25 protein-coding genes and 1 pseudogene are annotated in these 26,049 nt (G+C 64.8%); 16 read left to right on the forward strand and 10 right to left on the reverse strand.

Annotated features, from left to right (window positions below; genetic code table 11):
• Positions 1-26 precede the first annotated feature (26 nt).
• The 10 genes and pseudogenes from AC1DXS_RS04395 to AC1DXS_RS04440 all read left to right on the forward strand — a co-directional run bounded on the left by AC1DXS_RS04395 (position 27) and on the right by AC1DXS_RS04440 (position 8,690).
• Positions 27-1,022 (forward strand): ABC transporter permease, encoded by a 996-nt coding sequence (locus AC1DXS_RS04395; RefSeq protein WP_477736358.1) that lies wholly within the window; start codon positions 27-29, stop codon positions 1,020-1,022.
• Positions 1,023-1,191: 169 nt separating this feature from the next.
• Positions 1,192-2,136, forward strand: a complete 945-nt coding sequence (locus AC1DXS_RS04400; protein ID WP_477736434.1) for a substrate-binding domain-containing protein — start codon at positions 1,192-1,194, stop codon at positions 2,134-2,136.
• Positions 2,137-2,276: 140 nt separating this feature from the next.
• Positions 2,277-3,335 carry a porin gene (locus tag AC1DXS_RS04405; protein ID WP_477736359.1) on the forward strand — a complete coding sequence of 353 codons (1,059 nt, stop codon included), beginning with the start codon at positions 2,277-2,279 and terminating at the stop codon, positions 3,333-3,335.
• Positions 3,336-3,535: 200 nt separating this feature from the next.
• On the forward strand, positions 3,536-4,489 hold the full coding sequence (locus tag AC1DXS_RS04410; protein WP_477736360.1) for an AEC family transporter: 954 nt from the start codon (positions 3,536-3,538) through the stop codon (positions 4,487-4,489).
• Positions 4,490-4,792: 303 nt separating this feature from the next.
• The gene (locus AC1DXS_RS04415) at positions 4,793-5,218 is read left to right on the forward strand and encodes a YciI family protein (RefSeq protein ID WP_477716034.1); all 426 of its coding nucleotides are present in this window, start codon (positions 4,793-4,795) and stop codon (positions 5,216-5,218) included.
• A gap of 74 nt (positions 5,219-5,292) precedes the next feature.
• A pseudogene (locus AC1DXS_RS04420) lies at positions 5,293-5,628 on the forward strand (YciI family protein); the annotation flags it as partial.
• Between the two features lie 75 nt (positions 5,629-5,703).
• Positions 5,704-6,066 (forward strand): YciI family protein, encoded by a 363-nt coding sequence (locus AC1DXS_RS04425; protein ID WP_477736435.1) that lies wholly within the window; start codon positions 5,704-5,706, stop codon positions 6,064-6,066.
• Between the two features lie 183 nt (positions 6,067-6,249).
• A complete protein-coding gene (locus AC1DXS_RS04430; RefSeq protein WP_477736361.1) occupies positions 6,250-6,786 on the forward strand; it encodes an SRPBCC family protein in 537 nt (178 codons plus the stop codon).
• A 140-nt stretch (positions 6,787-6,926) separates the two neighbouring features.
• The gene (locus AC1DXS_RS04435) at positions 6,927-7,373 is read left to right on the forward strand and encodes a YciI family protein (protein WP_477736362.1); all 447 of its coding nucleotides are present in this window, start codon (positions 6,927-6,929) and stop codon (positions 7,371-7,373) included.
• A gap of 6 nt (positions 7,374-7,379) precedes the next feature.
• Positions 7,380-8,690 carry an RNA polymerase sigma factor gene (locus tag AC1DXS_RS04440; protein ID WP_477736363.1) on the forward strand — a complete coding sequence of 437 codons (1,311 nt, stop codon included), beginning with the start codon at positions 7,380-7,382 and terminating at the stop codon, positions 8,688-8,690.
• A gap of 6 nt (positions 8,691-8,696) precedes the next feature.
• Here the strand turns inward: AC1DXS_RS04440 and AC1DXS_RS04445 are convergent, their stop codons facing one another.
• A complete protein-coding gene (locus AC1DXS_RS04445; protein WP_477736364.1) occupies positions 8,697-9,983 on the reverse strand; it encodes an MFS transporter in 1,287 nt (428 codons plus the stop codon).
• A gap of 105 nt (positions 9,984-10,088) precedes the next feature.
• On the opposite strand from AC1DXS_RS04445, the gene AC1DXS_RS04450 reads away from it, so the two are divergent.
• The 4 genes from AC1DXS_RS04450 (at position 10,089) to AC1DXS_RS04465 (ending at position 12,908) form a co-directional block, all read left to right on the forward strand.
• A complete protein-coding gene (locus AC1DXS_RS04450) occupies positions 10,089-10,844 on the forward strand; it encodes an ArsR/SmtB family transcription factor (RefSeq protein WP_477736365.1) in 756 nt (251 codons plus the stop codon).
• A 177-nt stretch (positions 10,845-11,021) separates the two neighbouring features.
• A complete protein-coding gene (locus AC1DXS_RS04455; protein ID WP_477736366.1) occupies positions 11,022-11,660 on the forward strand; it encodes a LysE family translocator in 639 nt (212 codons plus the stop codon).
• Between the two features lie 275 nt (positions 11,661-11,935).
• A complete protein-coding gene (locus tag AC1DXS_RS04460) occupies positions 11,936-12,457 on the forward strand; it encodes a hypothetical protein (protein WP_477736367.1) in 522 nt (173 codons plus the stop codon).
• 106 nt (positions 12,458-12,563) lie between these two features.
• Positions 12,564-12,908, forward strand: coding sequence for a hypothetical protein (locus AC1DXS_RS04465; protein WP_477736368.1), 345 nt, complete (start codon positions 12,564-12,566; stop codon positions 12,906-12,908).
• Between the two features lie 50 nt (positions 12,909-12,958).
• On the opposite strand, the gene priA is transcribed toward AC1DXS_RS04465, so the two are convergent.
• Genes priA through hemE form a run of 3 tightly spaced genes read right to left on the reverse strand, consistent with a single transcriptional unit; the run spans position 12,959 to position 16,642 of the window.
• The gene (gene priA, locus AC1DXS_RS04470; protein ID WP_477736369.1) at positions 12,959-15,157 is read right to left on the reverse strand and encodes a replication restart helicase PriA; all 2,199 of its coding nucleotides are present in this window, start codon (positions 15,155-15,157) and stop codon (positions 12,959-12,961) included.
• Positions 15,154-15,483, reverse strand: a complete 330-nt coding sequence (locus tag AC1DXS_RS04475) for a hypothetical protein (RefSeq protein ID WP_477736370.1) — start codon at positions 15,481-15,483, stop codon at positions 15,154-15,156. Before AC1DXS_RS04475 ends, priA begins: the two co-directional genes overlap by 4 nt.
• Positions 15,484-15,532: 49 nt before the next feature.
• A complete protein-coding gene (gene hemE / locus AC1DXS_RS04480) occupies positions 15,533-16,642 on the reverse strand; it encodes a uroporphyrinogen decarboxylase (RefSeq protein ID WP_477736371.1) in 1,110 nt (369 codons plus the stop codon).
• A 181-nt stretch (positions 16,643-16,823) separates the two neighbouring features.
• Between hemE and AC1DXS_RS04485 the strand changes: the two genes are divergently transcribed.
• A complete protein-coding gene (locus tag AC1DXS_RS04485; protein ID WP_477736372.1) occupies positions 16,824-17,180 on the forward strand; it encodes an aminoacyl-tRNA synthetase in 357 nt (118 codons plus the stop codon).
• A 21-nt stretch (positions 17,181-17,201) separates the two neighbouring features.
• Here AC1DXS_RS04485 and AC1DXS_RS04490 read toward each other — a convergent pair whose 3' ends face one another.
• Positions 17,202-19,715, reverse strand: a complete 2,514-nt coding sequence (locus tag AC1DXS_RS04490; protein WP_477736373.1) for an EAL domain-containing protein — start codon at positions 19,713-19,715, stop codon at positions 17,202-17,204.
• 269 nt (positions 19,716-19,984) lie between these two features.
• Here AC1DXS_RS04490 and AC1DXS_RS04495 point away from each other — a divergent pair, with 269 nt between their 5' ends.
• The gene (locus AC1DXS_RS04495) at positions 19,985-20,281 is read left to right on the forward strand and encodes a hypothetical protein (protein ID WP_477736374.1); all 297 of its coding nucleotides are present in this window, start codon (positions 19,985-19,987) and stop codon (positions 20,279-20,281) included.
• 9 nt (positions 20,282-20,290) lie between these two features.
• On the opposite strand, the gene AC1DXS_RS04500 is transcribed toward AC1DXS_RS04495, so the two are convergent.
• From AC1DXS_RS04500 to AC1DXS_RS04520, 5 genes are all read right to left on the reverse strand, one after another.
• Complete coding sequence (locus AC1DXS_RS04500) at positions 20,291-21,616, reverse strand: class I SAM-dependent methyltransferase (protein ID WP_477736375.1); 1,326 nt, start codon at positions 21,614-21,616, stop codon at positions 20,291-20,293.
• Between the two features lie 159 nt (positions 21,617-21,775).
• Positions 21,776-22,546 (reverse strand): hypothetical protein, encoded by a 771-nt coding sequence (locus tag AC1DXS_RS04505; protein WP_477736376.1) that lies wholly within the window; start codon positions 22,544-22,546, stop codon positions 21,776-21,778.
• 51 nt (positions 22,547-22,597) lie between these two features.
• Complete coding sequence (locus AC1DXS_RS04510; protein WP_477736377.1) at positions 22,598-23,059, reverse strand: CoA-binding protein; 462 nt, start codon at positions 23,057-23,059, stop codon at positions 22,598-22,600.
• A gap of 22 nt (positions 23,060-23,081) precedes the next feature.
• The gene (locus AC1DXS_RS04515) at positions 23,082-23,744 is read right to left on the reverse strand and encodes a thioredoxin family protein (RefSeq protein WP_477736378.1); all 663 of its coding nucleotides are present in this window, start codon (positions 23,742-23,744) and stop codon (positions 23,082-23,084) included.
• Between the two features lie 35 nt (positions 23,745-23,779).
• A complete protein-coding gene (locus tag AC1DXS_RS04520) occupies positions 23,780-25,963 on the reverse strand; it encodes a protein-disulfide reductase DsbD family protein (RefSeq protein WP_477736379.1) in 2,184 nt (727 codons plus the stop codon).
• Between the last annotated feature and the right edge of the window lie 86 nt (positions 25,964-26,049).

The raw sequence follows: 26,049 nt of genomic DNA on the forward strand, positions 1-26,049 counted from the left end.
ACGCCAAGACAATGGACCTAGCGCTCATGACCGTCTCCAAGTCGCTGCAGGGTTTCAAGACTGCGGCTTTCAGCAGCAACACCCGTCAAAAGCTGCTGGCGTTTGCCAGCCTGCTGGGGTTGCTGATTTTCTTCAGTATGGCCTCGCCCAGTTTCATGCAGACCGACAACATGGTCGGCATCCTGCAGGCGACGGCGGTCAACGGTGTGCTTGCCATCGCGTGCACTTTTGTCATCATCACCTCGGGCATAGACCTTTCCGTGGGCACCTTGATGACCTTCTGCGCTGTCATGGCCGGCGTGGTGCTGACCTACTGGGGCCTGCCGTTCTACCTGGGCGTGCTCGCGGCCATTCTCGTGGGCGCGCTCTCGGGCTTCATCTCGGGCGTGCTGATCGCCAAGCTGAAGATCCCGCCCTTCATCGCCACGCTGGGCATGATGCTCATGCTCAAAGGCCTGTCGCTGGTCATCACGCATTCCAAGCCGATCTACTTCAACGACACGCCGGAGTTCCCGCTCATCGCGCAGGAGTCGCTGATCGGCTACTTCCTGCCCGAGCTGCCCATCCCCAACGCGGTGCTCATCCTGTTCGTGCTGGCGGTGGTGTCCAGCCTGATTTTGAACAAGACGGTGCTGGGCACCTACACCTTTGCGCTGGGCAGCAACGAAGAAGCGGTGCGCCTGTCGGGCGTGAATGTGGACCGCTGGAAGATTGTTGTCTACACGCTCAGCGGCGCGATCTGCGGCATTGCCGGGCTGCTCATCGCCTCGCGCCTGAACTCCGCGCAGCCTTCCCTGGGCCAAGGCTATGAACTGGACGCGATCGCCGCCGTCGTCATCGGCGGCACCTCGCTCAGCGGCGGGGCCGGCACGATTCTCGGAACCATCATCGGCGCTTTCATCATGAGCGTGCTGACCAACGGGCTGCGCATCATGTCCGTGGCCCAGGAGTGGCAGACCGTGGTGACCGGCCTGATCATCATCGCGGCGGTGTACGCCGACATCCTGAGAAAGCGCAAATAAATGCAGGCAAGCGAGCTTCCATCGAGTGCGCCGGCTTGCAGTCCTTGCAAGGAGATGCCTCATCCCGACCCTGACCTGACCTGACCTGACCTGACCTGATTCCCAGCTGCGCCAACGTTTGATGCTTGATTTTCATTCCAACAACCCATAACGATCCGGAGACAACATGATTTTGAAACGAACACTTTTGAGCCTCGCGCTGGGCCTCGGCCTGGCCGCCACACTCAGCACGACGGCGCTCGCCGCCGACGAGATTTACATCCCGATGGTGTCCAAGGGCTTTCAGCACCAGTTCTGGCAGGCCGTCAAGGCGGGCGCCGAACAGGCCGGCAAGGACTACAAGGTCAAGGTGACCTTCGAAGGCCCCGAGAGCGAGAGCATGGTCGACAAGCAGATCGACATGTTCGCCGCGGCGCTGGCCAAAAAGCCCTCGGCCATCGGCTTCGCCGCGCTGGACAGCAAGGCGTCCATCCCGCTGCTGAAAAAAGCCCAGGCCGCCAAGATCCCGGTCATCGCCTTTGACTCCGGCGTGGACAGCGATATTCCGGTGACGACGACCACCACCAACAACGTGGCCGCCGCCGCACTGGCCGCCGACAAGATGGCCGAGCTGATCGGCAAGAGCGGCGACGTCGCATTGGTGGTGCACGACCAGACCAGCCGCACCGGCATCGACCGCACCGACGGATTCGTCAACCGCATCAAGTCGACCTACCCCAACATCAAGATCGTCAGCGTGCAGTACGGCGGCGGCGACCAGCTCAAGTCGACCGAAATCACCAAGTCCATCCTGCAGGCCAACCCCAACCTGAAGGGCATCTTCGGCGCCAACGAAGGCTCGGCCATAGGCGCGCTGAACGGCGCCAGGGAGATGAAGCGCAAGGTGGTGATCATCGGCTACGACTCCGGCAAGCAGCAAAAAGCCGCCATCCTGGATGGCTCCATGGCCGGCGCCATCACGCAGAACCCGGTGGGCATTGGCTACAAGACCGTGGAGGCCGCGGTCAAGTCCCTCAAGGGCGAGAAGCTGCCCAAGGTCATAGACACCGGCTTTTATTACTACGACAAGACCACCATCAACGATCCCAAGATCGCGGCGGTGCTTTACGACTGATGTTTTCGGCGGAACAGGCGCAAGCCTGCCGCCAATGCGTTCCCGCCCGAACCGGGTTCGCTCCGGGCAGCCATGCCGGCGAATGGGCATATCCGGACTTCATCAACCGACTCAATCCAACCATAGAAAAGAGACAAACCATGAAAGCTGTTCTTCGTAGTGTTTACCTGGGCGTTGCCTGCGCGGCCGTGATGGCCCCGCAGATGGCCTCGGCCCAATCCTCCGTCACCCTGTACGGGCGTGTCGTGTCAGGCCTGGCCTATATCGACCATGTGTTTGACCCGGTGGCCAATGCCAGCTTCTCCAAAACCATGGTGGCCAGCAACCAGTGGGGCACCAGCATGTGGGGCATGAAGGGCAAAGAAGACATGGGCGGCGGCCTGGCGGCCAACTTCGTCCTCGAAAGCGGGTTTGAGCTTAAAAACGGGGGAGCCGGAACCAACCTGTTCAACCGCCGCGCCTATGTTGGCCTGTCCAACGCCAGCTGGGGCAGCTTCCGCATTGGCAAGAACCTGTTCATCAGCAACGACGTGTGGGACCTGGACCCGACCGGCCAGCAGTGGGTGGGCAGCGCCACCCTGGTCAGGGGCCGCAGCTGGCCCGGTGCCAACAATGTGATCGAGTATTCGACGCCGGATATGGGCGGCTTTAGCGCCACGGGGCAGATCTCGCTCGGCGAACAGGCGGGCAACAGCAAGGCCAACCGCGGCGAAGGCTTTTCTCTGACCTATGCAAACCAGGACCTGATGCTGCGCGCCATCTATTCCCAGCGCCGTAATGCTGCCGGCACCTTCACGGATGTTTTCAACACCTCCAAGGAAACCATCATAGGCGGCACTTACAAGTTCGGCCCGGCCAAGCTGTATGCGGCCTACGACCACATCACCGCACCCGACGCGGCCCTCACCGCCGCGACCAAGCTCAAGCACGCCTGGGTCGGCGTTCGCTACGACGTGACGCCGGCGATGACACTGATCGGTTCGGTCTTCCGTGTCACATCCGACCGCGTGGCCGGCAAGGCCACCCTGGGCATGGTGGGCGTGGACTACAGCATGTCCAAGCGCACGCTGCTGTACGCGGCATTCGGCAACGTCAGCAACTCCAGCGGCGCCAACTTCGGGGTGGATGGGGTCTCGGGTAATCCGGCGGTCAATCAGTCGCAAAGAACCATCTATGCGGGCATTGCGCATAGTTTCTAAAGCGACCTGCGGCTGACTGGCTGGCGGTTGCCCGCCGTCCAGCCGTCTTGCTCAATTCAATATCCATAGCGGCTTGTGCAGGTGCCACCTGCACAAGCCGCTATTTTTTGCCCTTTTTTCTCCAGGCTGCGCGAGCGATTCGGCCGCCGGGCGGGTCGCGCTGTCCGCATCCGGCGCAGCCCTGGGCGACAATCAGCGCCGTGCTCAGCATACTTTTTGTCACCTTCCCCTTTTTCGCCCTGGTGCTGTGCGGCTATCTTGCCGCGCGCCGCGGCCTGCTTCCGCAGCTGGCCATTCCCGGCCTCAACACCTTTGTGCTGTATTTCGCGCTGCCCTGCATGCTTTACCGCTTCGGCGCCGGCACGCCGATTGCGCAGTTGCTCGATGCCAGCCTGGTAGCCGTTTACCTGGTGTGTGCGCTGCTAATGGTGGGCTTGACCGTGATGCTCACGCGCAAGGGCCGCATCGCCTGGAACGACGCCTCCTTCGGCGCGCTGGTCGCGGCCTTTCCCAACACCGGCTTTATGGGCGTGCCGCTGCTGGTGGCACTGCTGGGCGCGCAGGCCGCCGGCCCGGCCATCGTCACCATCCTGGTTGACCTGCTGGTCACGAGCTCGCTGTGCATCGCGCTGTCGCGGCTGGACTCGGCCGACATCCACGGCGCCGAGGTTGCCGCGCAGAACGCGCTCAAGGGCGTGGCCCTCAATCCCATGCCCTGGGCCATCGTGCTGGGGGCGCTGTCCTCCGGCCTGGGCCTGGCGCTGCCCGGGCCGGTGATGCAGACCGTGGGGCTGCTGGCCGATGCCGCCTCGCCGGTCGCGCTGTTCACCATAGGCGCTGTGCTGGCCCGCTCGCAGATGAACAGCGTCGCGGCCACGCCGCTCAAGGACTATGTGCCGGTGGCGCTGATCAAGCTGGTGGTCCATCCGGTGCTGGTGGGCCTGGTGGGGCTGGGCGCCATCGCCCTGGGCGTGCCGCTGCAGCGCTTTGCCCTTACCGTGATCGTGCTGGTCGCGGCCCTGCCCAGTGCCAGCAATGTCGCGCTGCTAGCCGAGCGCTTCGGCGCCGACAACGGCCGCATCGCGCGCATCATCCTGCTGTCCACCGTGCTGGCCTTCTTCAGCTTTTCGGCGGCCGTGGCCTTGCTGACCTGAGAGCCGTTCAAAAAACCCTCCTGGCGTTGTTGCGCCGCCTTGCCGTGCCAGGGCTCACAGGCCCTAAGCACTGTCTGCGGCGACGCGCCTAGCCAGGACCGCTTCGCTGGGTTTTGTGAACGGCTCTAATTAAAAAGAACAAGGCCGGGGCCTGTTTTCCGGCGCTGTTACAAAAAAGCCGAAAAAAGACGGCGCCATGTTGTCGATTTGCCCGCCGGCCGTTCGTCATACCGGTAAGAGCAGGATGTTTCTGCCCGGGTTGTCCGGGCTCTCCGCTCCCAACCCAAGCTCAAGGAGTCCGAAATGAAATTCATGGTCCTCGTCAAAGCCGACAAACACAGCGAAGCCGGCGAAATGCCCAGCGAACAACTGCTGGCCGATATGGGCAAGTTCAACGAATCGCTGGTCAAGGCCGGTGTCATGCTTGCGGGTGAGGGCCTGCACCCCAGCTCCAAGGGCTCGCGCGTCAAATTTTCCGGCGGCAAGCGCACGGTGGTCGACGGGCCTTTCCCCGAAACCAAGGAGCTGGTGGCCGGTTTCTGGATACTGCAGGTCTCGTCGAAAGAAGAAGCGATTGAATGGGTCAAGCGCGCGCCCTTTCCGCCTGAGAGCGACGCTGAAATCGAGATCCGCCAGGTGTTCTCGGCCGAAGACTTCGGCGCCGAGTTCACGCCTGAGCTGCGCGAGGCCGAGGAGCGCCTGCGCAGGCAGGTCGAGGCGCAGCGCTGAAACGCGGCGACCCCGCGTTTGAGGTAAAAACCGGGGATCGCGGCGTCAGCCGCTACTCCGGGGAGATACCACGCATGCAATTCATGATCCTGCGCAAAGCCGATGCCGCGACCGAAGCCGGCGAAATGCCCAGCCCCGCATTGCTGGCCGCCATGGGCGCCTACAACGAAGAACTGGCCAAGGCCGGCATGCTGCTGGGCGGTGAGGGCCTGCAGCCCAGCTCAAAAGGCGCGCGCATCCGCTTTTCCGGCGGCAAGCCCACGGTGACCGACGGCCCCTTCACCGAAGCCAAGGAACTGATCGCCGGCTTCACCATGGTCGAAGCGGCCTCGCGCGAGGAAGTCATCGAATGGCTCAAACGCTGGCCGCAGGAGGACGCCGACGGCAACACTTCGCTGGAAATCCGCGAAGGCGGCTGCCCCGGCGGGTTGCGCGGGGTGCCCGGGGAAGGCGCACCGGCCTTGCCCGAAGGCTTTCGCCGCTTCATGATTTTGCTCAAGGCCAATGACAGGGCTGAGACCGGCGCCGTGCCCGACAGCCAGTGGCTGGGGCGCATGGCCCAGCACAACGACGATGCCGTCAAGGCCGGCGTGCTGCTGATGGGCGAAGGCCTCAAACCCAGCGCGAGCGCCTCCCGCATGAAGTTCACCCGGGGCAAACCCAGCATCATGGACGGGCCTTTTGCCGAAGCCAAGGAATTGCTGGCCGGCTTCTGGATCATCCAGGCGCGTTCGCTGCAGGCTGCGGTGGATTGGGCCCTGGGCTACCCGTTTCCGTTTAGCGACACCGAAGAGGTTGAGGTCGAAATCCGGCTGCTCTATGAAGCCGCCGACTTCGGCATGGCCTGAGCCTCAGGGCCGCGGCCAAAAAATTCTTGAAATTTTTTCGCCAGGCATGTCGATTTCGCGTTTTCCGTTCGTCGTAGCGGTAGAGCAGACGCTTTCTGAAGGGCCGTACAGCGTGCAGGCCCGATGAATCCGGCGCTCGCCCCGTCCTCAAAAAGTAAGCGAACACCAACTCAGGAGATTGATATGTTCAAGACCGTCGCCCTCATTGCCGCCGTCGCCATTGTGCTTTTCATCGTGACCGTGCTGGTGCTGGCCTCCAGCAAGCCCGACACCTTCCGCGTCCAGCGCCAGGCCAGCATCCAGGCGCCTCCCGAAAAAATCGTCCCCCTGATCACCGACTACAAAAACTGGGGCGCCTGGTCGCCCTGGGAGAAAAAAGACCCGGCCATGAAGCGCAGCTTCAGCGGCCCGGCGGCCGGCAAGGGCTCGGCCTACGCCTGGGACAGCAAGGAGGTCGGCGTGGGCGACATGCTGATCACTGAATCGGTGCCGTCTTCCCTGCTCAAGATAGACCTCAATTTCAGCAAGCCCTTTGAAGCCCATAACAAAGTGGTTTTCAGCATTCAGCCGCAGGCCGGCGGCAGCCTTGTGAGCTGGGAAATGGCCGGTCCCGCGCCGCTGCTGTCCAAGGTCATGCAAGTGTTTTTCAGCATGGACAAGATGGTGGGCAAGGACTTTGAAGCCGGCCTGGCGGACCTCAAGGCTGCCGCTGAAAAATAAGCCAAGCCGAAACAGTTTTTTTGAGGAATCTCGCAGATTTCCTGTCGATTTCTCCCAAACCATTCGTCATACAGGTAGAGCCAGGCAACTCACGGCGAATGCGCCAGGTCCGGCTCACCCACTATCCAAGGAGTATTCAAATGCGATTCATGATGCTGATGATCCCCAAAGGCTACGAGAGCGCCGAAGCCGGCACCCTGCCCAGCGCCGACGCCGTGGCCGCCATGATGAAGTACAACGAAGAGCTGCAAAAAGCCGGCGTGCTGCTCTCGCTCGAAGGCCTGCACCCGCCCGCCATGGGCGCGCGCGTGAGTTTTCCCGGCGGCAAGGCGAAAGTGACCGACGGCCCCTTTGCCGAAGCGCGCGAGGTGCTGGGCGGCTTCTGGATGATCAATGTGGCCTCTCGTGAGGAAGCCATACGCTGGGCCTCGCGCTGCCCCGCCGCCGAGAACGAAACCATCGAAGTGCGCCAGGTGATGGAGATGTCGGACTTCCCGGCCGACGTGCAGCAGGCGGCGGAGGGTTTCACCGAAATGCAGCAGGCCCCGAGCGGAAAGAACGCAGCAGGCAAGGGCAAGGGCGGCTGAGGCCCCATGGCGTCCCATGAAACCCACCGCGCCATCGACGCCGTCTGGCGCATCGAGTCGGCCAAGGTCATCGCCAAGGTCGCGCGCATGGTGCAGGAGGTGGGCCTGGCCGAAGAGATCGCGCAGGACGCCCTGGTCACGGCGCTTGAGCGCTGGCCCCAGACGGGCGTGCCGGATAACCCGGGCGCCTGGCTCATGGCCGTCGCCAAGCACCGCGCCATCGACTACCTGCGGCGGCGCAAGCTGCTCGCGCTCAAGCACGAAGAGCTGGGCCGCGAACTCGAGATGGAGCAGGACATGGCTTTTGCCGATGTAAACGAGCCCGGCTCCGGCGACGACGGTGCCGACGACTACGGCGACGACCTGCTGCGCCTGATCTTCACCGCCTGCCACCCGGTGCTGTCGACGGAGGCGCGCATCGCGCTCACGCTGCGGCTGCTGGGCGGCCTCACCACCGACGAGATCGCGCGCGCCTTCCTGGTGCCCGAACCCACGGTGGCCCAGCGCATCGTGCGCGCCAAGCGCACCCTGGCCGAGGCGCGTGTGCCCTTCGAAGTGCCCGGCCCCGAAGAGCGCAACGCGCGGCTGGCCTCGGTGCTGGAGGTCATCTACCTGATCTTCAACGAAGGCTATTCGGCCACCTCGGGCGGCGACTGGATGCGGCCCGCGCTCTGCGACGAGGCCTTGCGGTTGGGCCGTGTGCTGGCCGAGCTTGCCACGCAGGAGCCTGAAGTCCACGGCCTGGTCGCCCTCATGGAAATCCAGGCCTCGCGTTCCAAGGCGCGCACCGGGCCTTCGGGCGAACCGGTTCTTTTGCTGGACCAGAACCGCGCGCGCTGGGACCACATCCTGATACGCCGCGGCCTGGCCGCGCTGGCGCGCGCCGAGGCCCTGGGCGGCGCGTTGGGGCCGTATGCGTTGCAAGCCGCGATCGCCGCCTGCCATGCGCGCGCGCCCACCGGCGCCGACACCGACTGGCAACGCATCGCCGCGCTCTACGATGCGCTGGCGCAGCTCGCGCCCTCGCCGGTGGTGGAGCTCAATCGCGCCGTGGCGCTGGCCATGGCTTTCGGACCGGCCACCGGGCTGGAGGTGGCCGATGCACTGCTGGCCGAGCCCCTGATGAAAAACTACCACCTGCTGCCCAGCGTGCGCGGCGACTTTTTGTTCAAGCTGGGCCGCTTTGACGAAGCCCATGCCGAGTTTGAACGCGCCGCCTCGCTCACGCGCAACCTGCGTGAACGCGAACTGCTGCTGGCGCGCGCCGCGGCCTGCGAGCCCGGCCTTACGCGAGCTTCCTCGCCGCGCCTTTCCTGAAACGCTTCAGCCCGCGGATTTGCGCCCGCCCAGCATGCAGGCAATCGCCGCCAGCTGCAGCAGCACCGTCGCGCCGAAATAAAGGCCGGTGCCCGCGCCCAGGTGGACCGGGCTCCCGTTGGCCGTCACCAGCAGCAAGGCAAACGTCGCCGGCGCCAGCGCCCACAGGCCTTGCGACATGGCGACGATCAGCGCCACCACGCGCGGAACGTCTTCCTTGACGAATTCCACCTGCGCCACCAGCGGCGGCAGCGAGGTCGCATTGCCTATGCCGACGCCGAACAGCACCACGCCTGCCAGGATCAGCACCGTCTGCTGCTCCGCCGCGCAAGCCAGCAACAGCGAGCCGACGATCTGCACCGCGTAGCTCACGCTGGCCACCCGCCGGCGGTCGGCATCCGGCGGCATGCATTTGCCGACTACGGTGCGCCCGCCTATGGCGCAGGCGGTGGCCAGCGCCATCGCCAGGCCCGCACCCCGGGTCCCCAGCGCGAAGACCAGCAGCGAATACAGATGCGTGATCAGGCCGGCTTGCGCGAACAAGCTGAGCGCCATGGCGGCGGCCAGCGTGCGAAAGCCGCGGTCGCGCCACAGCAGCCGGCCCGGCAGTGGTTTGGCATGCGCAGAGGTGAGGCTGCGCGAGGGCGCACCCGGCGCATCGCCGTCGGCCCGCTGGCCCAGGCGCTCGGGCGTCTTCGCCACCACAAAAAAACTGAGGCCCAGCACCACGGCCAGCATGGTGGCGCCCACCAGCACGCTGGCGGCGGTAAAACCCATCGCTGCGATCAGCGCACCCCACAGCGGCGAAAAAATCATGCCGCCCAGGCTGGCGCCGTTATACGCTTTCGCCAGCGCCATGGGCCGACCACGCGCAAACCACGGCGAGATGATGGCGTTGATGCCCGCCGCACCCATGGTGACCCAGCCGCCGCCGGTCAGCAGTGCGGCCGCAAACAATTGCCAGGGCTGCGCGGCCAGCGCCCAGCCCATCAGGCCCAGCGCCAGCGCGGCGGCGCCCGCGGCCGTGGTGGCGGCCACACCGAGGCGCTTGTGTATGCGCGGCAGGCAGGCCACCACGCCCGCGCCGAACAAAAAGTGAAAAGTCACCGCGCTGGATACCAGCGGCAAGGCCCAGCCGGTGCGCGCCAACACCGCATGCAAAAAAATCGCCGGGCTGTAAAAACCCAGGCCCCAGCCGAAGATGGCAATAACAAAGGCGGCGCGCACCACGGTGGCGCCAAAAAAGGGGCGCGGCGCTGGCGGCTGCAAGGTGGGGGTGAGGGGCAATTCCATGGGTTTCTCCTGGTAGGGCATGGCTTCCATGGTGCGGTGAAGAGGGGTTGCAATGCTTCGCCCTGGAGCGAAGCATGGGCTCCCTGATGCTGCTAAGGTTGCAGCATGAACACCAACCAGATCGCCCATATCGCCTCCCTGGTCGGCGAACCGGCCCGCACTGCCATGCTGATGGAGCTTCTGGACGGCCGTTCGCTCACCGCCCATGAACTGGCCGGCGCCGGCAATGTCTCGCCGCAAACCGCCAGCCGCCACCTCGCGCTGCTGGTCGAAGGCGGCCTGCTGTGCGTGGAGCAGCACGGCCGGCACCGCTACCACCGGCTGGCTTCGCCCGAGGTGGCCCGCGTGCTCGAAGGCATCACGCAACTCGCGGCGCAGAACACGCCAGCCGTGCGCCGCGCCGTGGTGCCCGGCCCCAAGGATGCCGCCATGCGCATGGCGCGCAGCTGCTACGACCACATCGCCGGCCGGCTGGGCGTGGCCATTGCCCAGCACCTGGTGGAAGACGGTGCGGTTGTGTTTGACGGCGAGGCCGGCCATGCGACCGACAAGGCCGGCGCCGTGCTGGCGCGCCTGGGCATTGAGCTCTCAGCTTCTCCGGTCGGCACTAATACCAGGCGGCCTTATTGCCGGCCCTGCCTTGACTGGAGTGAACGGCGTTTTCATGTCGCCGGGCAGCTCGGCACGCTGATCTGCGTGCATTGCCTGGACAGCGGCTGGCTGATGCGCCGCCAGGGCATGCGCGCGCTGGAGATCACGCCCAGGGGTGTGATGGCGCTGCGTGGCTGGATGGGGCAGGAAAGCTGGCGGCAGGTGACGGGAGGGGCTTGCCTCGCACGGCAAGGGCTTGCGGCCGCCTGAACCTGGTGCCCGCATCGTGGCTTGCTGGCTGACTGTTTCGGCCCTGACACTGGATGCGCATTCTGCGCACCCAGTGTTGAATTCCGCTGAAGTCTGACTCGGCCATTCTCACATCAGGCGTTTATTTCTTATCGGATCACTGTCGTCGATCGTCCCCGCAACCAAAGGAGCTTCTCAATGGATCATCTCTCTATCTATTTGCCCGGAATTATCCTTGCCCACACCGCCGTGATGCTCGCTCTCATGAGCCCCGGTCCGAACATTCTCGCAGTTATCGGTACATCAATGGGCGTCGGGCGCCGGGAGGGTATCGCGCTGGCTCTCGGCGTCGGGTGTGGAACTTTTTTGTGGGTCTCGCTCGCCGTCGTTGGATTCACCGCGGTCATTGCAACCTACGCCACGGTCATGAAAGTCCTCAAGATCCTGGGTGGTCTATACCTTTTGTGGCTCGGGTACAAAGCGTTCCGTTCGGCCGCGTCCACGAGGGACATTCATGCAACGATCGTTTCACTCGACGGAAGGTGGACCTCATATTTCTTGCGTGGTCTCACGGTGCAGATGACCAACCCTAAAGCTGCACTGGCAATGATCGCCATCGTTTCGCTGGGGGTTCACACCGGTGCCCCCATGTGGGTGGGCGCATCCATCGTCATTGGCACGACCACGCTGTCGCTGTGCGCACACTTGCTCTATGCAATCACATTCTCAACAAAGCCCATGGTTGCTCTGTATGCGAAAGCCAGACGGGCAATACAAGCCACGCTGGGAGCCTTCTTCTGCGCAGCTGGCATTCGTCTGCTTGCGGAACGCAACTAAACCTTCGCTCCATGGGCAATCCGTGCTATTGCCGCGCCTCACCCATGTCACGGCCGTGACGCCTAACAGAGCTGATTTTGAGCAGGTCGCCACCATCACGGCTACTGCCGGAAAGTCTTGTTTCGTGGAGTTCACGGGAAGGCTTGGCATCTACGCATGCACACAATCCGGCTGCACAGGCTTCATTGATGCAGTCGCTCAATCGCCGAGCTCGAGTAAAGCAAGCATCTAAACCATGCCTCAGCTACATTAGCTTAGCCTCACAATCCGTGACTATGCACACACCTTCTGCACTCGCCTTTGCTGCCAGCAGCTTGCTCTGGTCGTCGCAAGTCTTCGCTGAAGACCTGACGATTCGGCTCACTGACCCCAATTTCAAAGTTGTCGTGCCTGGCGCGCCGCAAGTTCAGTTTCACCCCCATCCCTCGGCTTCACAAAACCCGGCCGCGCTGCTACTAGGCTCAACAGCGGATGGATTGAATGTCTCTGCACTCTCGGAGAAGGCTGAAGGTGCATCAGCTCAGCAGTGTGCAAGTTGGCTTGTTGGGAGCACTATGTCAAGGTACAGGCCGGATCTTGCAACAGTGCAAATCAATCCCGCGGGCGCCAATGCCTGGGTGCTTTTGTATGCGTTCAAGATTGGGCCCATCGAGCAGTTGAAGGCTCACGTGTTTTCCGGCAATGACAAAGGCCGATGTCTGGAAATTCACATGTCACGTCTTGGCGCCACTCCGGAGCAACGCGAAGCGTGGTTCCGTAGCTTCCGCGGTATCACGGTCAGTGCTGAGACTGAGTAGTGGCGTTGGCAATCGCGAATTCCCTTGCGAGACTATTCAGATGAGAAAGCTTCAATGCCAGCTTTTGTAGGTGAAGTCACCAGGTTACGCCTCAGAATTTTGCGGCATGGATTACGTTAGAAATCATATGGGACCACATGCGCCGATCGTCGGGTGTTGGGAGCTTCGTCAGAGTGAGCCGCAGGTTGATTTTGGAGAACGGGTTCAGATGCAGTTCGGCCCGGATGGTGACTTTGCCTACGGAGCCCTTGACGAGGGCAAGTGGCAGGTTATGTTGATGTCTTATCGCACCGAGGGTGCGACACTCATTACGGACCAGCCGTCGGCTCCTCGCGAAGAATTGACCCCCTTCGAAGTTCTTTCGGACGGTACGCTCAAACTTGAGTTCAGTGGCAGCGTTTGCTGTTTTGAGCGCATCCCCGAGCTTTCATTTGAAATCAATAAGCACTAGGCCGTCGCAGTCATGGCTTCTAACATTTCAATGAAGCGCTCGCCACCCAATCAAATCGCAATCGGATCCACATCAATCGCCCAGCGAATCAGGCTTTTAAATTCAGCCTGCTGGCGCGTCTCAAACAGTACCGGTTGCCAGGCCGCCAGAAAGCGCTGCAGCGCCGCGCGCGAAGGGCTTTCGACCAGCATTTGCGCGCGCTCGATATTTGCCACACGCTGGATCGTCATGGGCACGGCCGGGTAGGCGGTGACCTGGCCGTTGCCGGTGAGCTGCAGCGCCTCGGCCTGGGCGGCGGCTGCGTTGAGGAAGCCTTGCGCCACTTCCTGCGTGCGCGCCTCGGCGCGCACCAGCGCTGAAAAGCCGAAGGGCGACATGCCGGCGGCTTCGCGTTCGGCCAGCTGTTGCGTGGCAAAACCCGCGTAGTCATGCTGCTTGAGCGCCGCGAACAAGGGGTGCTCGGGGTGGAAGGTTTGTACCCACATCTCGCTGGCGCCGCTGTGGCGCGCGTCTCGGCCGGCGCGGCCGCCGGCCTGCATGAGCAGGCTGAACAGGCGCTCGGGCGCGCGGAAGTCGCTGGAAAACAGCGCGCCGTCGGGGTTGATGGCGGCCACCAGCGTGATGTGGCGGAAGTCATGGCCCTTGGCAATCATCTGTGTGCCGACCAGCACGTCGACCTCGCCGGCATGCACGCTGGCCAGCTGCGATTCGAGCGCGCCCTTGAGGCGTGTGCTGTCGGCGTCGATGCGGGCGATGCGCACCGGCTCGCCGTCGGGCCGTTTCACGCCGGCCAGCAGTTCGGCCAGGTGCTCTTCCAGCCGTTCGGTGCCGCGGCCCACGGGCGCGATGTCGATGTTGCCGCAGCTGGGGCAGGCGCGCGGCACGCGCTCGGTGAAACCGCAGTGGTGGCAGCGCAGGGTGCGGTCTATCTTGTGGAAGACGCGAAACGCGCTGCAATGCGGGCACTCGCTTTTCCAGCCGCAGTCGTGGCAGGCCAGCACGGGGGCATAGCCGCGCCGGTTCAAAAAAATCAGCGACTGCTCGCCGCGCGCCACGCGCTGGGCGATGGCGTCCAACAGCGGCGGCGCGATGATGCAGTGCTTGGGTTGGTGGTTCATGTCCACGCGGCGCACCGTGGGCAGGCTGCCTGCGTCACCTGGTTCGCCAGCCTTGGGCGGGGTAGAGGGCGCCGGTTGCCGCCCGGCGGAATAGGGCGCGGCTTCTTCGCCGGTTGCAAAAACCGTGGCCGAGCCAATGCGCTGGTCCATCATCAGGCGCTGGTAGCGGCCCGCAAGGGTGGCCTGCCAGCTTTCCAGCGAGGGCGTGGCCGAGCCCAGCAGCACGCGGCAGGGGCCGTGCGCATGCGTGGCGTCTTCGGTCTCGATCTTGGCGCGGTAAATCGCGAGGTCGCGCGCCGAATAGCGCGCGCCTTCCTGCTGTTTGTAGCTGGGATCGTGTTCCTCATCGACCACGATCAGGCGCAAATTGGGCATGGAGGCAAACACCGCCATGCGTGTGCCCAGCACCAGGCGGGCATGGCCGGCGTGGGCCGCCAGCCAGCTTTTCAGGCGCTGGGCCGGCGTCAGGCCGCTGTGCAGGGCGACCACGCGTTCCTTGCCCAGGTGGGCAAAACGCGCTTCAAAGCGCGACTGCAGCTGCGGCGTGAGGTTGATCTCGGGCACCATCACCAGCACCTGGGCGGCCGGGTCCTGTTCCAGCACGCGGGCTGCGGCGCGCAGGTAGACCTCGGTCTTGCCGCTGCCGGTGGCGCCGAACAGCAGCGCGGGCCGGCTGTCGGCATGGAATTCGGCCAACACGGCGGCCTGCTGCGGGCTGAGCGTCGGCAGGGCCTGGCCGTCGGGTACGCCGCTGGTGTCGGCCACCGGGCGCTTGAGCCGTCGCGCCAGCTGCACATTGCTGAGGTCGCGCAACTGGGGCGGCAGCGCCGCCAGCGCGACTTCGCCCAGCGAGCGCTGGTAATAAGCCGCGGTGAACTGCACCAGCTTGCGCCAGGTGGCGGACAGGGGCGGCAGGCCTTCCAGCGCGCCGGCCACGTGGCGCGTCTGCATTTCCAGCAGCGCGCCGCTGTCGGCCAGCAGCTCCCAGACCACGCCCAGCACCTCGCGCCGGCCCAGCGGCACGCGCACGAGCGAGCCCACGGCGAGTGGCAACTCACTCTGGTAAGTCAGCGGCCCGGCGATGGAACTGTGTGCGGGCGCCGCGACGACGACTTGCAGCCAATAGCTCATTCAGAGTAACTAAATGTGTTTAATTCTTGAGAAATACATCCAGACAATGCGCTAAGTCGTTGATTTGGCGCCACTTTACAGATTTCCAGATTTTCTGTGGATAACTTTGTTGACAGCTTGTCGGCGAAGCGCGCGAAGCCTTGTAAATCAAGGCTTTTCTTAAATTGCCCGTAAAAAAAGCAATTTGAAGTTTCTATATAAATCAAGGACTTAGCTACGCTATTGCTTTGATAGCGCGAAGTAAAGTCCGCCCTTGCCATTGCGGCGGCGCAACAAGATTTTTGTGCATAAGTCCAGCTGTCAAGGGCCTGTTTTGTGCTAGCCATGGTGCAAATACCCCCCTGGCGCGCCGAAATAAGGGGTACGCGAAAGGTTTCAGCTACGGGCGGTGCGCATGCTGCGAGAGTGAGCGTGCACTGCGCGCACCAGCACTTCAACACTCTCGGGCGGCGTGTGCTGGCTGATGCCGTGGCCCAGGTTGAAAATATGCGCCGGTCCGGGCCGGCTGGCATCGGTATGGGGTGCGCCGAAGCTGTCCAGCACGGCGGCCGCCTCCGCCTCAATCTGGGCCGGGTTGGCGAAGAGCACGTTCGGGTCCAGGTTACCCTGCAGCGCCTTGGCCTGGGGGCCGTTTTCGCCGACCAGTGCGCGTGCCCGGGCCAGGTTGACCGTCCAGTCCAGCCCCAGCACCTCGCAATCGAGCTGCGCCATGGCCTCCAGCCACTGGCCGCCGCCCTTGGTGAACACCAGGCGCGGGATTTTCACGCCTTCGTGTTCGCGTTTGAGCTGGGCCAGCACGCGGGCCGTGTAGGCCAGGCTGAAAGTCTTGAAGGCCGCGTCGGCCAGCACGCCGCCCCAGCTGTCGAAAATCATCACCGCCTGGGCGCCGGCCTCGATCTGGGCGTTCAGGTAGGCGGCCACCGCGTCGGCGTTCACGGCCAGCATCTTGTGCATCAGGTCGGGGCGCTGGTAGAGCATGGTCTTGACCAGGCGGTAGTCGTCGGAGCCCGCGCCTTCGACCATGTAGCAGGCCAGGGTCCACGGGCTGCCCGAAAAGCCGATCAGCGGCACGCGGCCGTTCAGGGCCTTGCGGATCGAGGTGACGGCGTCAAAAACATAGCGCAGCTTGGCCATGTCCGGCACCTGCAGCTTGGCCACGGCGGCCTCGTCGCGCACCGGCGTGGCAAAGCGCGGGCCCTCGCCCAGCGCGAAAGACAGGCCCAGGCCCATGGCGTCCGGCACGGTCAGGATGTCGCTGAACAGGATGGCGGCGTCCAGCGGGTAGCGCTCCAGCGGTTGCAGCGTGACCTCGGTGGCGTAGTCGGTGTTGGTGGCCAGGCCCATGAAACTGCCGGCCTGGGCCCGCGTGGCGCGGTATTCGGGCAAATAGCGCCCGGCCTGGCGCATCAGCCAGACGGGGGTGTGGGGAGTGGCCTGGCGCAGGCAGGCGCGCAAAAAGGTGTCGTTTTGAAGGGGTGCGAACATGCACCGATTGTCTCAGGTTGGCTTTGTGTCCATTGACACTGGTGCCGGGGACGTGCCGGGGACGTGCCGATAGCGTGCCGGCACTTCGGCAGGTGCCGCAACTGGCACGGACGCGGGTTCGGATTTACCATGGCTGCACGGGCTCGCCGGTGCCCGGAACGAGGTTGGAAGGAGTGTTTCCATGCGCATGAACGACCAGGAGTATTTCCGCAGTTGCATCGCCAAGGAACGGCACCTGGCGCAGCTGCTGGGCCACACCCACATCGAGGAATGCTATGAAAGCGCGGGCACGCTCTGGGACAGCGCCCAGGCCCTGCCGCAGTGGACACGCGACTGGCGCGCCTGCGGGGCGCTGATGACGACTTACGGCATCAGCGTGAGCTATGACGCCGAGGGCGCGACCCTGGGCTCCACGCATGTTCATTTTTCCGACCACCCGAATCGCGATCGCGCCGTGATGTACGGCATCGTCAAGGAAGTCATCTTCCGGCTGGAACACCGGCATCATCAGAAGGTAGCAGCCGGGCAGCCTGCCTAGCCCTCAAGGCCTTCAAAACCGTCAGACGCCCAGTGTCGTGATGAAAGCCTCAAGCTCGTCAATCGGCAAGGGCTTGCAGAACAGATAACCCTGGTAGCAATCGCAGCCGTGGCGCGACAGAAAGTCGCGCTGCGCCTCGGTTTCCACGCCCTCGGCCACCACACCCAGCCCCAGGCTTTGCGCCAGGCCGATGATGGTGCGCGCGATGGCCGCGTCGTTGGGGTCGCGCAGTATGTCTTCGACAAAAGACTTGTCGATCTTGAGCTGGTCCAGCGGCAGGCGCTTGAGGCAGGACAGCGATGAATAACCCATGCCGAAATCGTCAAGCGACAGGGTCACGCCCATCTTCTTGAGCCTGGCCATCTTGGTGATGGTGATTTCCATGTCCTCGGCCAGCAGGCTTTCGGTCAGCTCCAGCTTGAGCTTGTGCGGGCTGACCTGGGTCTCCTTGAGCGCGGCCATCACCAGGTCCACGAACTCGGGGTGGCGGAACTGCCGCACACTGACGTTGACCGCAATGCTCAGGGCCGCGGTTTCGGGGCGCTGCGCCCAGGTCGCGAGCTGGCGGCAGGCGGTCTCCAGCGCCCACTGGCCCAGCGGCAGTATCAGCCCGGCTTCTTCGGCTGCCGGGATGAACTCGGCGGGCTGCACCATTCCGCGCTCGCCATGCCGCCAGCGCAGCAAGGCTTCCACACCGGTCATGCGGCCGTCGCGGCCCACCTGCGGCTGGTAATAAAGAACGAACTGTTTTTCGCGCAGGCCGCGCCGCAGGTCCGACTGCAGCGCGGCACTGGCGGTCACGGCGGCCTGCATGGCCGGGTTGAAAAAGCAGACCGTGTTGCGCCCCGCCATCTTGGCCTGGTACATCGCCAGGTCGGCCTGCTTGAGCAGGTCGCCGATGTTGTTCAGCGTCTGGTTGAAGGCCGTCACGCCTATGCTGCAGGTGCTGTAGTGCTGGTAGCCCGCCAGGCTGTAGGGTTCGCACAGCGCGGCCAGGATCTGCCCGCTCACGGACTCGGCTTTGAGGGTCGCTTCGCGCGGGTCCTGGCCCAGGTCTTCCAGCATGACCACGAACTCATCCCCGCCCAGGCGCGCCACCGTGTCGGTCTGCCGCACGCAGGCCGCCAGGCGCTTGGCCACCTGCTGCAGCAGCAGGTCGCCCTTCTGGTGGCCCATGGTGTCGTTGAGCGTCTTGAAGTTGTCCAGGTCTATGAACATCAGCGCGCCTTCGCGCGGGTGACGGCGGTTGTGGCTCAGCGCCTCGTCCAGCCTGTCCATCAGCAGCTGGCGGTTGGGCAACTGGGTCAAGGGGTCGTAGAAGGCCAGGTGCTTGATCTCGCTTTCCGCGACCTTGCGCCGCGTGATGTCGCGGCCCACCGCCACCCAGTGCGTGAAGAAGACGCCGGCATCGTCGGCCACCGGCACGATGTCGACTTCCATCCAGAAATGCCGGCCGTTCTTTTTATAGGTGATGAGCTCGGCCTGCACCGGCTCGCCCTTCAGGAAGGCGTTGCGTATGCGCTCGAGCTCGCTGTGTTGCGTCAGCGGCCCGCACAGCAGGCGCGGCGAGTGGCCCAGCGCCTCGGCCAGGCTGTAGCCCGTATGCTGCTCGAAGGCATTGTTGGCGAAGATGATGCGCAGCCCGGGCCGGCCCGAAGGCACAGCCTCGGCAATGAGCACGATGTCGTTGAGCCGCGAGATGCTGGTCTCCAGCAGCATGAGCTGCTCGCGCGCCTTGCGCCGCTCGCTGACGTCGCGAAAGTAAATCGCCACCCCATCGGGGAAGGGGTAGGCGCGTATCTCGAACCATTTGTCCAGCGGCGCATACAAAGCCTCAAATTCCACCTGGAAGTTGCCCGCCACCGCGGCGCGCACCTTGTCGGCGAACAAGGTGTTGATGGCGCCCGGAAATTCCTTCCAGATGCTTTTGCCCAGCAGCTCCGTGGAGGGCCGGCCCAGCAGGCGTGCGCCTTCGCGGTTGAGGTAGCTGAAGCGCCACTGCGGATCCAGCGTGTAAAAGCCTTCGGTGATGCTTTCCAGCGTGATGCCCAGGCGCGTGGCCAGGCGCTGGGCGTCTTCCTGCGTCTGCCGCGCGGCCTGCTGCGGCTGGGCGTGGCGCGCGTCCAGCTGGGCGGCCGCCAGCCCGGCCAGCGTCTCCAGGTCTTCTTCCTCGTCGGGGGCGAGGCTGCGCGCCGTTTTGTCCATGACCGCCAGCACGCCCAGCAGCGTGCCGTCGTCCCGGCTCAGCGGCAGGCCCCGGTAAAAGCTGATGTCGGGCGCGCCGCGCGCCGGCAGCAGCGGTTGGCGCGGTGGCGTTTCGAGTGTGGCGGCGCACAGCGCGACCAGCCCCTCGCGCTCCTGCGGGGAGAAGCCGGCGCCGGCAACGAACTGGGCCTCGCCGTTTTCCAGCGCCGCGACGATGGCAATCGGCACGCCGCAGGCGCGGGCCGCCAGCCGGGCCAGGCGGTCGGCGCCGGAATGCGGCAGCACATGGAGTGCGAAGGCGGGCGCTAGATGGGGAGCGGAAACGGACACGGGGCAAGCACCTGCTTTTCAGTCGTTCATTGAACTTGAATGAACATGCTGACGCATGGCACGCTGATTTTTACGCTGTGATTTGCAAGTGTTGGCGCTAAAGCGTTGCAAAACGTTCCGTCACTTACCCGCGCACGGTTTTGTCCTACGCTGTGGATCGCAAGCTCCGCACGAAGGGTGGTCATATCACCCCGCATGCTGCACCACCGCCCATGCGCCAGCGGCGCGGCCCTCCGTTGTTCCCTTACTTTTTATTCCAGGCAAGGATCATGAGCCCTCTCGAACTCGACCAGTTGCAGCAATGCCCTGACATCGCCACCCTGCAAACCGTGTTGAGCACCATGTGCGCCCGTTTTGGTTCGGTCAAGCAGATCAACATCCTGCCGGCCGCGCACGCGGGCAAGCGGCAAGCGCTGTGTTTTCTGCGCATGGCGACGCAGGAAGAAGAGCAAAAGCTCATGAGCGGCCTGGGCATAGGCCGCTTCGGCGGTGAACTTGTGGTGGTGGTGGACCTGCGCGCGGAGCAGCCTTCAGCGACGGCGGATCTCTGGAGCTCCGCCGCCTGAGCCGGCTTCCTATATTGCGGCCGCCGAGGCGTGCCTGAGCAGCAGGCGTTCCAGCGCATTCAGCGTTTCATAGGATTCAGCGAAGTCGGCGAACAGCGCGGCGTTGTCGGGCGCCGCGGCCTTGCCCTGCCAGGCCGCGCGGAACTGCTCGAAGATCTCGCCGAAACTGCGGCGGCCGTCGATAAGACCCAGGATCTTCGCGCCGTACTTGCCGGGATTGACCATCACCGAAACCCCCGAGTGCTGGTGCCTGAGCATGAAGGGCTGGCCGCGGCTGTTGCCGAACACCTGCGCCGCCACCTCGCCTGTCAGCGGCTCGTGGTAGAAAAAAGGCACGTAGCTGGTATCGCCATAAGGCGCGGTGCACGCCGCGTCGCGCGTCAGGTAAAGCGAATGCGTGATGATGCTGCCGCCCATCAGCTCGGCCATTTCATACTGCTGCCGCAGCGGCAGCTTGCGCAGCGCAGCGGCCATGGCCGGCGGCTTGGCGCCCAGCACCATGTGCGGCAGGTAGGGCGAGCGGCCGCGCTGTACGTCGCTGAACGCCAGGTGCAGGCCGTGGCCCTGCTTGCCGTCCGCCGTGCCATCGCCCAGCCAGTCGAAGAGTTCGCCCACGCTGTACGAGCGGTCCTGCGAATGCAGCAGCAAATCGTAGATGCCGGCGTCGCCGGCCTTGTGGTCATGGTGCAGGTCTTCACTGCGCTTGAACCAGTTGCCCGGCGGCAGGCTGGCCAGGATGTCGCGGGTGTTGGCGATCTTGCGCTGCGCATCCGTCTCACCGCCGTTGACCATGCGCATCAGTGCCTGCATCTGGTAGACGCCGATGCGGCCCGTGGTGGCATAGACCATGAGGCCGATGGCGCCGTCCGGCTTGAGCACGCTGAGAAGGGCCTTCAGGCCCAGGTCCGGGTCGGCCAGGTGGTGCAGCACGCCGCTGCAGTTGATGTAGTCAAAGCAGCCGAGCTGCGCGGCCAGCGCCGGCAGGTTCAGCAGCGAGTCATGCACCCAGGTGATGTTGGTGAGCCCGCGAATCTGCGCGCGCTCTTTGGCCAGCGCGATGCTGGCCTGGCTCATGTCCAGGTGCACCACCTGCCCGTCGGTATGGCGCAGCTGCTCCGCCAGAAAAATCGTCGCATCGCCCGTGCCCCCGCCCGCCACCAGCGCCCGAAAGCCCTTCTGGAAAGACTGCTTCCCCGCAAAGCAGTAGTGGTTGATCATCGGCAGGTCTTCCAGCCAGGTCAGCACCAGCCGCTTGTGATCGTCCTGCGGATTGCAGGGCGGGTAAGGCAGGGCTTCGTACTGGTTTCTGACCTCGGGCAGGTAGTTATCGGGCATGGGATTTCCGGAAATAGACGGCAAACCGCTATTGTCTACGGCTGCAGAGCTATGACGCCAAACCCAGTGGCGGCGCGGAACCGGCTTTGCCGGGCCGTAGGTGTCGCCCCCTGCAAGGGGGGATCCGGCTACACGAAGTGAGCCGAGAAGGGGGTGAACCTATTTCACCGGTAAGAACTGGAGGAACGTGCCTCCAAGCAGGTTTTGTACGTAAGTGATGACCGCGCGCCGGTATTTCTCGGTCAGCACCGAGGCCAGCAAATCCAGCCGGCCTATGACCTTGCCGAACTCGCGTTCAAAACTCAGGTTGCGCTCGCGCTCGTTGATCTCGTCGGACAGCAGCAGGGGCTGGCCCGCGGCGTTGCGGCGGTTGGACAGCATCCACACGGCAATCTCGATGTTGCGCGCGGCGTTGTAGATGTGTTGCGCGTCCAGGCTGTCGGTCAGGTAGAAAGAGGTTTTTCCGCCGTGGGCGGCAACCACCATGTCGGCGCTGGCGTAGATGAATGCCGCCACGCGGTCGCCCTTGAAGTCCGGCCCCAGGGCCAGCGACAGCGCGGCGATGTCGCGCTTGCCCTGCAGTTCGGGCCAGGGCGTGCGCGTGTCGACTGCCACGCGCAATTGGGCCAGGGCCGCGTCGCGGCTGACGGCGCTGGTCTTGCGCCACTCGGCCGGGTTGCGGCGGTACAGCTTGTCGGCCAGGCGCAGCAGGCTCTCCATATTGTCTCGCATGCCCAGCGTGGCCATGCGGTTCACGTCCGACTGGCCCACCTCGCCGGCGGCCATAGGCGCGGCCTGGGCCTCACCCCTGTGTGTGGGCGCCGGGCCGGCGCAACCGGCCAGGGCCAGCATCAGGGGGAAAAGGAAGAAGAGGGCGGAAGACAGAACGGCAGGTGCGGAGGAAGGGATGGGTGCCGTGCGCAGGGACATGGCGCATTTTCAGCGGCGATGCGCGGCCGCGCAAGCCTGGCTTTCCCGGGCTCAGGCCGACGCGCCCGTGCGGGCCGCCGTGTCCAGCAGGCCGCGCGACTGCAGCACCCGGTGGTCTATCTTGATGCAGTGGTCCTGCACCACCAGCAGGCCGGCGGCTTCGGCCTTGGCCGCCGCGGCCGGGTTGCTGATGCCCAGCTGCATCCACACCGCCTTGGCGCCTATGGCGATGGCCTCGTCGACCACGGGCGGGATGTCCGCGCTGTTGCGAAAGCAGTTCACCAGCTCGATTTTTTCGTGGCGGGCCGCCTCGCTCAGCGAGGGATAGGCTTTCTCGCCCAGCACCTCGGTGGCGTTGGGGTTCACCGGGATGATGCGGTAGCCGTTGGCCTGCATGTAGCGCGCGACGTCAAAGCTGGCGCGGTGCGGCTGCGGCGACAAGCCCACCACCGCGATGGTGCGGTAGTGGTTCAGGATGTGCGGCATGCGCTCGGCGGGGGGCAGGGAGGTCATGGCAGGCTTTCCGGATGGGGGTTTATGCGTCTTTGTATTTGACCGAGCAGCCATAGGCGCGGCTGCTTGCCACGCTCAGCGGCTTGCCGCCCAGCGCTTCCGTCAGGCCCTGGCGCACGTAGTTGGTGGCGGTCTTGATGTCGTCAACGCGTGCCGAGGGAATGCTGTCGATGCCACCGGCGTAAATCAGTTGCCCCTGCGGGCTGATGATGTACATGTGGGGCGTGGTCTTGGCGCCGTAGAGCTGCCCAATCTGTCCCGACTCGTCCATCAGCGTGGCGCTGGGCTGGCCCTGCTTCTCGGCCATCCAGCCGGCGAGTTTGGCCGGCGCCAGGTAGTCGCCGCTGCCGGCTTCGGTGGAGTTGACGGCCAGCCAGACCACGCCCTTGCCGGTGAATTCTTTCTGCAGGCTTTGCATATTGCCGCTGTAGTGCTTGCGCACAAAAGGGCAGCCCGGGTTGGTCCATTCGAGCACCACGAGTTTGCCCTTGTAGTCGGCCAGGCGGTGGGTCTTGCCGGACGTGTCCACGGCGGAAAAGTCGGGCGCCGCCTGGCCCACGGCGGCCGCCGCGGCGTGCGCGGAAAGCGGGGAAAGTGCGACTGAAGCCAGCCAGGGGGCGGCGACCAGGGCGCCGGAAAAATGGCGGCGCGTCAGCGGCGACGCGGCGGGAGTGCGGTTTGACATGGCATGACCTCCTTTAAAAAGAATCAGCGACAGGTTCACAGCTTGGCCAGCTCGGCCCTCACCTCATCCACCGACAGGATTTCCGACAGCACGACGGGTGCGCGTCCGGGCTTGTAGATCACATACACCGGCACACCGTTGCGGCCCAGCTGGGCCAGCGCCGCCGTCACGGCCGGGTCGCGCCGCGTCCAGTCGGCGCGCAGCAGCGCCACGTTTTTTGCCTGCATGTCGGCCAGCACCCCGGCATGGGCCAGTGTGGTCTTCTTGTTGTACTGGCAGGTCACGCACCAGGCGGCGGTGAAGTCCACGAACACACTTTGCCCTTGCGCCGCGAGCTGGTCAACCCGGCCCGGCTCCCAGGCCTGCCAGCCGCCGGCGGCCGGCGCGGCCGTGGCGATGGCCGCAGGCCGCGTGATGTTGGGGCCTATGGACCACAAGCCCAGCGCGCACAGCGCGATGGAAAAAGCCGCCAGCAGCGTGCGTGCCGTGCCGCGCAGGGTGAGGGACCAGATCGCCAGCGTCAGCAACACCAGCAGTGCCAGCAGCGCGCCCGCGCCGTCCACACCGCTTTGCTGGCCCAGCACCCAGACCAGCCAGGCCACGGTAGCGAACATCGGGAAGGCCATCAATTGCTTGAAAGTCACCATCCACGGCCCGGGACGCGGCAGGGCGCGCGCGACGGCCGGGATGGCGCTGGCGGCCAGGTAGGGCAGGGCCATGCCCACGCCGATGGCCGCGAACACCGAGAGCGCCTGCAGGGCGGGCAGGCTGACGGCATAACCCAGCGATGCGCCCATGAAAGGGGCGGTGCAGGGCGAGGCAATCGCCGTGGCCAGCACGCCCGAGAGGAAGGCATTGACCGTGGGATTTTTTGCCTGCCAGCCCGCGAGCCGTCCCGGCAGCACATTGCCGAATTCAAACAGGCCCGCGAGGTTCAAGCCCAGCACCGTGAACAGCGCCGCCAGCAGCGCGACCACGGCCGGGTTCTGCAACTGGAAGCCCCAGCCCAGCTGTTCGCCGGCGGCACGCAGGCCCAGCAGCAGCGCACCCAGCGCAAGGAAGGACAGCACCACGCCCACGGTGTAAGCCAGGCCTGTCGTCAGGCGGGTTGCCTGGTCTTTCACCTGCACAAAGCCCACGACTTTGATGGCCAGCACCGGGAACACGCAGGGCATGAGGTTGAGCACCAGCCCGCCCAACAAGGCGCCCAGCAGCGCGGCGATCAGGCCCACGGGTGCGGAGCCGCTCTGGACAGGTGCGGCGCCGGTAGCCGCATTGGCGCGCAGCGCCGCTTCCAGCGCCGGCGGCACCACGGCGGCAGCCGCCGGGGCGGGCCATGTGCCCTTGACCGGCGCGTCGATGCGATAGGCCGCGTTCTCCAACGCGACCACCAGCGGCATGCTGGCCGGGCTTTCGCTGCGCTGGCTGGACAAAGGCACCTCGGCCGTCCACACCGCGCCCTGCCAGGCCTGCTGCCAGGCGGCGGCAGGTTCGATCACGCTGCCGGTTTCAGGGTAGAGCGCGAGCGTCTGGCCCCGCAGCGCTGCGGGCAGGCCTGCCAGCGAAATCTTGATGGTCTTGCCGCCGCCGACTTCCACCTGGCTGGCACCGGCCGCCAGGGCCTTGGGCGTCGCAGCAAAGGTGTCTTTGAAGAGCTGGCTGCTGGCAGCGGTCGAGCTGCGCACCGGGATACTGAGCCCAAACTCGCCTTCCTGCGGAATGCATTCCTTGCGGCACACCAGCCAGGCCGCCTTGAGTTTGACGTCCAGCTGGTTGCCGGCAAAGCTGGACGCCACCGTCAGCGGCACCGGCAGCAGCACGGTTTTTTCGTAGCCGTAATTGGCCAGCGTGTCGATGGGAATTTTCTTCGGTGTCGGCCAGGCGATCTCTCCGGCATCGATGCCGGCGGGCAACTGCCAGTCGAGCTGCGTCGGCAGGCCGGAGTCCCCCGAATTTTTCCAGTAGGTATGCCACTCGGGCTGGTGCGTGAGCGCCAGGCCCACCCAGACCGGCTTGCCGGGCTCCACACCCTCGGGTGCCCAGGCCAGCAGTTCGGCCCGCACCTGGTCGGTGGTGACCACGCTGGCGGCTGCGGCGCGGCTGCCTTTGCCGGGCAGGCTGATAGGCGATCCCTGGGCGTTTGCCACCGTGGCTATTGCGCCAAAAGCTATCAAAATCGTAGCGGAGAGGGCGGCGAACAGGGGGCGCTTGAAATCCATGGTGCGGGTGTGAGCGGGCCTTGGGGGCATTAGTTCCTGGGGGCTGGCCGGCGCCAGCCACCTGATTACAGTCGTTTTCGGAGCCA

The sequence above is a fragment of the Polaromonas sp. P3_B1 genome (genome assembly GCF_056402935.1).

Bases quoted from the DNA above. Each gene is read 5' to 3' on its own strand.
- AC1DXS_RS04485 (WP_477736372.1), top strand. From the start codon at position 16,824: ATGCGCATGAACGACCAGGAGTATTTCCGCAGTTGCATCGCCAAGGAA.
- AC1DXS_RS04415 (WP_477716034.1), top strand. From the start codon at position 4,793: ATGAAATTCATGGTCCTCGTCAAAGCCGACAAACACAGCGAAGCCGGC.
- hemE (WP_477736371.1), bottom strand. From the start codon at position 16,642: ATGTTCGCACCCCTTCAAAACGACACCTTTTTGCGCGCCTGCCTGCGC.
- AC1DXS_RS04465 (WP_477736368.1), top strand. From the start codon at position 12,564: ATGGATTACGTTAGAAATCATATGGGACCACATGCGCCGATCGTCGGG.
- AC1DXS_RS04440 (WP_477736363.1), top strand. From the start codon at position 7,380: ATGGCGTCCCATGAAACCCACCGCGCCATCGACGCCGTCTGGCGCATC.
- AC1DXS_RS04395 (WP_477736358.1), top strand. From the start codon at position 27: ATGACCGTCTCCAAGTCGCTGCAGGGTTTCAAGACTGCGGCTTTCAGC.
- AC1DXS_RS04445 (WP_477736364.1), bottom strand. From the start codon at position 9,983: ATGGAATTGCCCCTCACCCCCACCTTGCAGCCGCCAGCGCCGCGCCCC.
- AC1DXS_RS04515 (WP_477736378.1), bottom strand. From the start codon at position 23,744: ATGTCAAACCGCACTCCCGCCGCGTCGCCGCTGACGCGCCGCCATTTT.
- AC1DXS_RS04510 (WP_477736377.1), bottom strand. From the start codon at position 23,059: ATGACCTCCCTGCCCCCCGCCGAGCGCATGCCGCACATCCTGAACCAC.
- priA (WP_477736369.1), bottom strand. From the start codon at position 15,157: ATGAGCTATTGGCTGCAAGTCGTCGTCGCGGCGCCCGCACACAGTTCC.
- AC1DXS_RS04520 (WP_477736379.1), bottom strand. From the start codon at position 25,963: ATGGATTTCAAGCGCCCCCTGTTCGCCGCCCTCTCCGCTACGATTTTG.
- AC1DXS_RS04495 (WP_477736374.1), top strand. From the start codon at position 19,985: ATGAGCCCTCTCGAACTCGACCAGTTGCAGCAATGCCCTGACATCGCC.
- AC1DXS_RS04455 (WP_477736366.1), top strand. From the start codon at position 11,022: ATGGATCATCTCTCTATCTATTTGCCCGGAATTATCCTTGCCCACACC.
- AC1DXS_RS04460 (WP_477736367.1), top strand. From the start codon at position 11,936: ATGCACACACCTTCTGCACTCGCCTTTGCTGCCAGCAGCTTGCTCTGG.
- AC1DXS_RS04430 (WP_477736361.1), top strand. From the start codon at position 6,250: ATGTTCAAGACCGTCGCCCTCATTGCCGCCGTCGCCATTGTGCTTTTC.
- AC1DXS_RS04475 (WP_477736370.1), bottom strand. From the start codon at position 15,483: ATGGCTAGCACAAAACAGGCCCTTGACAGCTGGACTTATGCACAAAAA.
- AC1DXS_RS04425 (WP_477736435.1), top strand. From the start codon at position 5,704: ATGATTTTGCTCAAGGCCAATGACAGGGCTGAGACCGGCGCCGTGCCC.
- AC1DXS_RS04505 (WP_477736376.1), bottom strand. From the start codon at position 22,546: ATGTCCCTGCGCACGGCACCCATCCCTTCCTCCGCACCTGCCGTTCTG.
- AC1DXS_RS04435 (WP_477736362.1), top strand. From the start codon at position 6,927: ATGCGATTCATGATGCTGATGATCCCCAAAGGCTACGAGAGCGCCGAA.
- AC1DXS_RS04450 (WP_477736365.1), top strand. From the start codon at position 10,089: ATGAACACCAACCAGATCGCCCATATCGCCTCCCTGGTCGGCGAACCG.
- AC1DXS_RS04500 (WP_477736375.1), bottom strand. From the start codon at position 21,616: ATGCCCGATAACTACCTGCCCGAGGTCAGAAACCAGTACGAAGCCCTG.
- AC1DXS_RS04405 (WP_477736359.1), top strand. From the start codon at position 2,277: ATGAAAGCTGTTCTTCGTAGTGTTTACCTGGGCGTTGCCTGCGCGGCC.